The organism is Pseudomonas sp. MN1F (assembly GCF_009391885.1).
Classification (GTDB): Bacteria; Pseudomonadota; Gammaproteobacteria; order Pseudomonadales; family Pseudomonadaceae; genus Aquipseudomonas.
Map to the genome: position 1 here is coordinate 96,336 of NZ_VZII01000011.1, position 7,423 is coordinate 103,758.

General features: G+C 63.7%; 5 protein-coding genes. 3 read left to right on the plus strand and 2 right to left on the minus strand.

From position 1 onward, the window contains the following. Window positions 1–2 precede the first annotated feature (2 nt). Both F6X59_RS08360 and F6X59_RS08365 read left to right on the plus strand, forming a co-directional pair. On the plus strand, window positions 3–311 hold the full coding sequence (locus F6X59_RS08360) for a transcriptional regulator (protein ID WP_152955825.1): 309 nt from the start codon (window positions 3–5) through the stop codon (window positions 309–311). 50 nt (window positions 312–361) lie between these two features. Next, window positions 362–1,246 (plus strand): pseudouridine synthase, encoded by an 885-nt coding sequence (locus tag F6X59_RS08365; protein ID WP_152955826.1) that lies wholly within the window; start codon window positions 362–364, stop codon window positions 1,244–1,246. 74 nt (window positions 1,247–1,320) lie between these two features. On the opposite strand, the gene F6X59_RS08370 is transcribed toward F6X59_RS08365, so the two are convergent. Together F6X59_RS08370 and acnA are read right to left on the minus strand one after the other, a co-directional pair. Further along, window positions 1,321–2,886 (minus strand): PAS domain-containing methyl-accepting chemotaxis protein, encoded by a 1,566-nt coding sequence (locus tag F6X59_RS08370; protein WP_152955827.1) that lies wholly within the window; start codon window positions 2,884–2,886, stop codon window positions 1,321–1,323. Window positions 2,887–3,186: 300 nt separating this feature from the next. Continuing rightward, window positions 3,187–5,928, minus strand: a complete 2,742-nt coding sequence (gene acnA, locus F6X59_RS08375) for an aconitate hydratase AcnA (protein ID WP_152955828.1) — start codon at window positions 5,926–5,928, stop codon at window positions 3,187–3,189. Window positions 5,929–6,150: 222 nt separating this feature from the next. On the opposite strand from acnA, the gene rlmM reads away from it, so the two are divergent. Then, on the plus strand, window positions 6,151–7,215 hold the full coding sequence (rlmM, locus tag F6X59_RS08380) for a 23S rRNA (cytidine(2498)-2'-O)-methyltransferase RlmM (RefSeq protein ID WP_152955829.1): 1,065 nt from the start codon (window positions 6,151–6,153) through the stop codon (window positions 7,213–7,215). The last annotated feature ends 208 nt before the right edge of the window (window positions 7,216–7,423 follow it).

Here is a 7,423-nt window from a genome sequence, read left to right on the forward strand (position 1 = left end):
CCATGCTCAACGTCGAGCAACTCAAGTACAGCATCAACCGCATGCCGGTCGAGCGGGTGTGCGATGCCGTGCTGGAATTGCGCCTCGAAGGTCTGGTCACCGATGACCGTACGCCATTCGGCAAGGTGCATTTCAATACCTGTTTTGCAGAAATCGAGGCCTTGTTCCAGCGTGCCGGTTACCATCGGGGGCTGGATGTGGTGGGTTACCAGGGCCTGGTCTATGCACTCTATGACCCCGGGCGTTGGGAACCCGTGCAGGTCCTGCGCTGGTTGAAGGCGCATAGCGAGGGGATGGTCGAGGCTGGTTGAGGCACCGGGCTTGGGGGATAATGCTTGGCTTTGATTGCTCGAGCCCTGCCATGACTACGCCTTTCGACCCCGCCCACCAGCAAGCCAGTACGGTTTGCCTGCCGCCCGGCAACTGGGCCACGGTGCTCGATTGCCTGTGCGACCATTTCAAGGCCATCGAGCGCGCGCAGTGGCTCGACCGCTTCGCGCGCGGTCGGGTGCTGGATGCCGAGGGCAGGGCGATTGCCGCCGACTTGCCATACCGTCGCGGCATGCGCCTTCACTATTTTCGCGAGGTACCCAACGAGCGGCCGATCCCGGTGCAGGAGACCATCCTGCATGTGGACGAGCACCTGGTGGTGGCTGACAAACCGCACTTTCTGCCGGTGACACCCACGGGTGAATACGTCGAGCAAACCCTGTTGCGCCGCCTGATCCGGCGCCTGGACAACCCGCATCTGGTGCCGTTGCACCGCATCGACCGGCACACGGCCGGGTTGGTGCTGTTCTCTGCCAATCCACAGACGCGCAGCGCGTATCAGCGGTTGTTCCCGGAGCGGCGGATCGACAAGCGCTATCAAGCCATTGCTGCCGCGTTGCCGCAGCAGGCATTCCCCTTGGTGCACAAAAGTCGCCTGGTGCATGGCGAGCCGTTCTTCCGCATGCACGAAGTGGCGGGGGAGGCCAACAGCGAGACCTTTGCCGAAGTGCTGGAGAAGCATGGCGAGTTGTGGCGTTACGGGCTGTCGCCGGTAACGGGCAAGACGCATCAGTTGCGGGTGCACATGGCGGCGTTGGGGGCGGGGATCTGCAATGACCCGTTCTATCCCGAATTGCTCAAGGAAGAAGACGACTATCAGCGGCCGTTGAAACTGCTGGCGCAGAGCTTGCGCTTTGCCGACCCGTTGACCGGCGAGGAGCGTTACTTCGAGAGCCGGCTGGCCCTGGACTGGTAAGGTGAACTGCGCCCCTGACGTTGGACAAAAAGTCCAGCCTCAGGGGCGCAGTTCAGTGACCGCCTAGGCCAGAACTAGCGGTTGAACCGCTCCACCAGCGAATACTGCCCGCCGGCAGTGGTGGTCAGCTCCTCGCTGAGCAGCGCCGAATGCTGCGCCTGCTCGGCTGTCTGGTCGGCCAGTTCGGCGATGGTGCTGATGTTGCGGCTGATCTCGTCGGCCACTGCAGTCTGCTCTTCGGTGGCGGCGGCAATCTGGGTCGCCATGTCGGTGATATTGGCCACGGCTTCGCTGATCCCGACCAGTGCCTGGTCGGCCTGCATGACGCGGTCAACGCCTTCCTGGGCCTGGCGGTGGCCGGTTTCCATGGTCAGTACGGCGTTGTTGGCCGTTTGTTGCAGTTTGGCGATCAGGCCGTGGATCTGCCCCGTCGATTCGGCGGTGCGCTGGGCCAGCTGGCGCACTTCGTCGGCGACCACGGCGAAACCACGGCCCATCTCGCCGGCACGCGCCGCTTCGATGGCGGCGTTCAGTGCCAGCAGGTTGGTCTGGTCGGCAATGCCCTTGATCACATCGACCACGCCACCGATCTCGTCACTGTCCTTGGCCAGCTGGGTCACGGTCTGGCCGGTTTCGCCCACGGCGGTCGACAGGCGCTCGATGGCATCGCGGGTTTCCCCGGCGATCTGCCGGCCCTGGCTGGTCAGGCGGTTGGCTTCCTGAGTGGCGTCTGCGGTGCGCTGCACGTGGTTGGCCACTTCCTGCGTGGTAGCGGCCATCTGGTTGACGGCGGCGGCGACCTGCTCGGTCTCCACGCGCTGGCGCTCCAGGCCCGAGGAGCTCTTGTGCGCCAGGACATCGGACTGGCGCGCCTGCTCGCTGAGGTGCTCGGCGCTGTCCTGCAGGCGGGTCAGGCAGGTCTTCATGCGCGCGTCCTGGCTGAGCATGGCCATCTCCAGGCGTGCCTGTACCCCACGGCTGTCGGTGTACATCTGCGCGATCAGCGGGTCGGAGGTGGTCTGTTCGGCCAGGCGCAGCAAGCGTTTCAGGCCACGCTGCTGCCAGCTCAGGCCGAGCAGGCCGAGCGGTACCGACAGGCCGGCGGCCAGGGCGAAGCCCCACGAGTGGCCGAGCCAGTTGCCAATCAGGAAACCGACCTGGCTGATCAGGATGAACGGCAGCCAGTCCTGCAGCACCGGTAGCCAGCGATCACGCCGCGGGATGGCGGTCTTGCCATCGTTGATGCGCTGGTACAAGGCCTCGGCACGGCGGATCTGTTCGGCGCTAGGCTTGACCCGCACCGACTCGAAGCCAACGACCTGGTTGTTCTCGAAAATCGGGGTGACGTAGGCGTTTACCCAGTAGTGATCGCCGGATTTGCAACGGTTCTTGACGATGCCCATCCACGGCAAGCCCTGCTTGAGGGTTTGCCACATGTGGGCAAACACCGCAGTCGGCACATCGGGGTGGCGCACCAGGTTGTGGGGGGCGCCAATCAGCTCCTCGCGGGTGAAACCGCTGATCTCGATGAATGCATCGTTGCAGTAGGTGATCACACCCTTGGCATTGGTGGTGGAGATCAACCGTTGTTGGGCAGGGAAGGTCCGTTCCCTCTGGGTAATCGGCTGGTTGTTACGCATGGGTTGAATAATCCGCAAGGCTTTCGACTGATATCGGCAAGCCACTGGTTTTATTGAATGGATATTTAATTTAGTTGATCTGTGGCAATTGGCCGCTATTGCGGGTGCGCTATGGGAAACTGGATATTCGCAGCAGATTGTCCATATTTGTGACCATATTGTGGCAAATCGGGGGCATGATGACTGACCGGCCATTAAAGTGCTACTGCCGGGTGCCTGATGTTTTTCTGTGGTGGAGCGAAGATCGAGCGCCCCCCGCGCGGCGCTCGATCTTCGCCGACGCTACAACTGCCAAGCCAATCAGCTGCGAATCATCTGCCGCAGTACGTAGTGCAAGATCCCGCCTGACTTGAAGTACTCCACCTCATTGAGCGTATCGATCCGGCACAGCACCTCGATCTGCTGCTGTTGCCCATCCTCGCGAGTGATACGCAGCGGCAGGCTCATGCCCGGTCTGATCTGCGCGCCAGCGAGCCCCAGCAGGTCGATCTGTTCCTTGCCGGTCAGCGCCAATTGCTTACGATCCTGCCCGGCCTTGAACTGCAACGGCAGCACGCCCATGCCCACCAGGTTGGAGCGGTGGATGCGTTCGAAACTCTCCGCCAGCACCGCCTTGACCCCCAGCAGGTTGGTGCCCTTGGCCGCCCAGTCGCGGCTGGAGCCGGTGCCGTACTCCTGGCCGGCGATTACCACCAGCGGCGTGCCTTCGGCCTGATAGCGCATGGCGGCGTCATAGATCGACAGCTTCTCGCCACTGGGCACATGCACGGTGTTGCCACCTTCCTCGCCAGCCAGCATCTCGTTGCGGATGCGGATATTGGCGAAGGTGCCGCGCATCATCACTTCGTGGTTGCCGCGCCGCGAGCCGTAAGAGTTGAAGTCCCGGGGTTCCACGCCCTTGCTGCGCAGGTAGCGCCCGGCGGGGCTGTCGGCCTTGATGTTGCCGGCCGGGGAGATGTGGTCGGTGGTCACCGAGTCGCCGAGCAGGGCGAGGATGCGCGCACCCTGGATGTCCCGGATCTCGGGCAGCGGCCCGCCGATGCCATCGAAGAACGGTGGGTGCTGGATGTAGGTGGAGTCGTCCTGCCACACATAAGTGGCCGCTTGTGGCACCTCGATAGCCTGCCATTGCGCATCGCCGGCGAACACTTCGGCGTATTCCTTGTGGAACATCGTGGTGTCGACCTTGGCCACGGCGTCGGCAATTTCCTGCTGGCTTGGCCAGATATCGCGCAGGTAGACGGGCTGGCCGTCCTTGCCCGTCCCCAGTGCATCCTGGGTCAGGTCGACGCGCACGCTGCCGGCCAGCGCGTAGGCCACTACCAGCGGCGGTGAGGCCAGCCAGTTGGTCTTGACCAGCGGATGCACGCGGCCTTCGAAGTTGCGGTTGCCCGACAGCACCGAAGCGACCGTGAGGTCGGCGCTGCCGATGGCTTTTTCGATGGCATCGTCCAGTGGCCCGGAGTTGCCGATGCAAGTGGTGCAGCCATAACCGACCAGGTCGAAGCCAAGCTGGTCGAGGTAAGGGGTAAGCCCTGCGGCCTTGTAATAATCGGTCACTACCTTGGAGCCGGGGGCCAGTGAACTCTTCACCCAGGGTTTGCGTTGCAGGCCTTTTTCCAGGGCCTTTTTCGCCACCAGGCCGGCCGCCATCATCACGCTGGGATTGGACGTGTTGGTGCATGAGGTAATCGCGGCGATCACCACGGCGCCGTCGCGCAAGGTGTAGGTCTGTCCTTCATGGCTGTAGTCGATTTCGCCGGCCTGATCGGCGTTGCCGACCGCCACTCCGCCGCCACCTTCACTCTCCAGGCGGCCGACCTCCTTGGCCAACGGCTTGGGTTGCAGCTCGATGAAGTGGTCGAAGGCCTGGCCAACCTGGCCCAGGGCAACCCGGTCCTGTGGCCGCTTGGGCCCGGCCAGGCTGGCCTCGACGTCATGCATGTCCAGGGCTAGCGTGTCGCTGAACAGCGGTTCCTGCCCAGGCAGGCGCCACAGGCCTTGCGCCTTGCAATACTGTTCGACCAGCTGCACCGTCTCGCTTGGGCGGCCAGACAGGCGCAGGTAGTCGAGGGTGACCTCGTCGACCGGGAAGAAGCCGCAGGTGGCGCCGTACTCAGGTGCCATGTTGGCGATAGTGGCACGGTCGGCCAACGGCAGGTCGGCCAGGCCATCGCCGTAGAATTCGACGAATTTGCCCACGACGCCTTTCTTGCGCAGCATCTGCGTCACGGTCAGCACCAGGTCGGTGGCGGTGATGCCTTCGCGCAGCTTGCCAGTGAGCTTGAAGCCAATCACTTCGGGGATCAGCATCGACACCGGCTGGCCGAGCATGGCTGCTTCCGCCTCGATGCCGCCCACGCCCCAGCCGAGTACGCCAAGGCCGTTGATCATGGTGGTGTGCGAGTCGGTGCCGACCAGGGTGTCGGGGAAGGCATAGGTGCGACCATCGTCGTCGCGGGTCCAGACTGTGCGCCCGAGGTATTCCAGGTTGACCTGGTGGCAGATGCCGGTGCCTGGCGGTACCACGCGGAAGTTGTCGAACGCGCTCTGGCCCCAGCGCAGGAAGGCATAGCGCTCGCCGTTGCGTTGCATTTCGATGTCGACATTCTGGGTGAAGGCTTGTGGCGTGGCGTAGCGGTCGACCATCACCGAGTGGTCGATCACCAGGTCCACTGGCGACAGTGGGTTGATTCGCTGAGGGTCGCCACCGGCCTTGGCCATGGCCGCGCGCATGGCGGCGAGGTCGACGACAGCTGGTACGCCAGTGAAGTCCTGCATCAGCACCCGCGCCGGGCGGTACTGGATTTCGCGGTCGGAGCGGCGTTCCTGCAGCCAGCCGGCGAGGGCGCGCAGGTCATCGCTGGCGACGGTCTTGCCGTCTTCCCAGCGCAGCAGGTTTTCCAGCAGTACCTTGAGCGACATGGGCAGGCGCTGCAGGTCGCCCAGCTGCCGACCGGCTTCGGCGAGGCTGTAATAGTGATAGGTGCGGTCAGCCACCTGGAGGGTCTGGAGGGTGTTCAGGCTATCGAGCGAGGGCATTGCCAACTCCTTGTGCGGCGGGGCCCGGCACTGCGGGTTATGGCCGGTGCCAGCGCGCTGTTTCGGCCCGTACGGCACGGGCCTGGCTGAAGGGTCAGGGTAGCTCTGTTTGCTGCCCCTGACTCTTTTCTGGACCGGCGGGGCATGTCGCAGGTTCCGATCTTCCTTTATCATCGCCGCCCTGCCGGCGCCCGTAGTGCGCCAGCCGTAGTGGAGTGAGAGATGAATACCCTGTTCATGCATTGCCGGCCCGGTTTCGAGGGTGAGGTCTGCGCCGAGATCAGCGAATATGCCGCCGTGTTGGGCGTGGCCGGCTATGCCAAGGGCAAGCCGCAGAGCGCTTGTGCCGAGTTCGTCTGTGCCGAGGCCGAAGGTGCCGAACGCCTGATGGCCCAACTGCGCTTCGCGCAACTGATCTTCCCGCGCCAGTGGGCGCGAGGCACTTATATCGAGCTGCCAGAGAGCGACCGTATCAGCGTGCTGCTGGAGCATCTGGCTGGGCAGCCGGTATTTGGCAGCCTTTGGCTGGAAGTGCTGGACAGCAACGACGGCAAGGAGCTGTCGACGTTCTGTCGCAAGTTCGAAGTGCCTCTGCGCAAGGCCCTGGAAAAGGCTGGTCGCCTGGTCGACAACCCCAGCTTGCCGCGGCTGCTGCTGACTTTCATCAGCGGTCGTCGGGTGTTCGTTGGCATGGCTGAGGCGAACAACAGCGCCTTGTGGCCGATGGGCATCCCGCGCCTGAAGTTCCCGCGTGAGGCGCCCAGCCGTTCGACGCTCAAGCTGGAAGAGGCCTGGCACCAGTTCATCCCGCGTGAGCAGTGGGAGCAGCGCCTTGGCGACGACATGAAGGGTGTCGACCTGGGCGCTTCGCCAGGCGGCTGGACTTACCAGTTGGTGCGCCGTGGCATGCTGGTCACCGCCATCGACAATGGGCCGATGGCCGAAAGCCTGATGGAGACTGGGCTGGTAGAGCACCTGATGGCGGACGGTTTTACGTGGCAGCCCAAGCAGCCGGTGGACTGGATGGTCTGCGACATCGTCGAGAAGCCGGCGCGGACCACCTCGCTGATCGAGACGTGGCTGGGGGAGGGGTTGTGCCGAGAGGCGGTGGTCAACCTGAAGTTGCCAATGAAGCAGCGCTATGCCGAGGTGCGTCGTTTGCTTGACCGCATGGAGGCGACGTTCAAGGCACGCAAGATCAAGGTATCGATTGCCTGCAAGCAGCTGTATCACGACCGTGAGGAAGTGACTTGCCACCTGCGCAGGCTGGACCTTAAGCCACGCTGATCCGCGATCCGCGATCCGCGATCCGCTTGCCTCTTGCTCTTGCTCTTGCTCTTGCTCTTGCTCTTGCTCTTGCTTCTAAGCGCGCGGTAGTTCAGGCGACGCAGATTGCGACTTCAGGAGGCCGAGCGCAGGTCTTGCGGAGGGAGGTGACGGGCATGGATGCCCGTCAAGCGCTGGGCCCCAGGATGGGGCCTGCAGCGCGGTCCTC

Excerpts from the sequence above, each read along its gene's own strand:
- F6X59_RS08365 (WP_152955826.1), top strand. The coding sequence starts at position 362 with ATGACTACGCCTTTCGACCCCGCCCACCAGCAAGCCAGTACGGTTTGC.
- rlmM (WP_152955829.1), top strand. The coding sequence starts at position 6,151 with ATGAATACCCTGTTCATGCATTGCCGGCCCGGTTTCGAGGGTGAGGTC.
- F6X59_RS08360 (WP_152955825.1), top strand. The coding sequence starts at position 3 with ATGCTCAACGTCGAGCAACTCAAGTACAGCATCAACCGCATGCCGGTC.
- F6X59_RS08370 (WP_152955827.1), bottom strand. The coding sequence starts at position 2,886 with ATGCGTAACAACCAGCCGATTACCCAGAGGGAACGGACCTTCCCTGCC.
- acnA (WP_152955828.1), bottom strand. The coding sequence starts at position 5,928 with ATGCCCTCGCTCGATAGCCTGAACACCCTCCAGACCCTCCAGGTGGCT.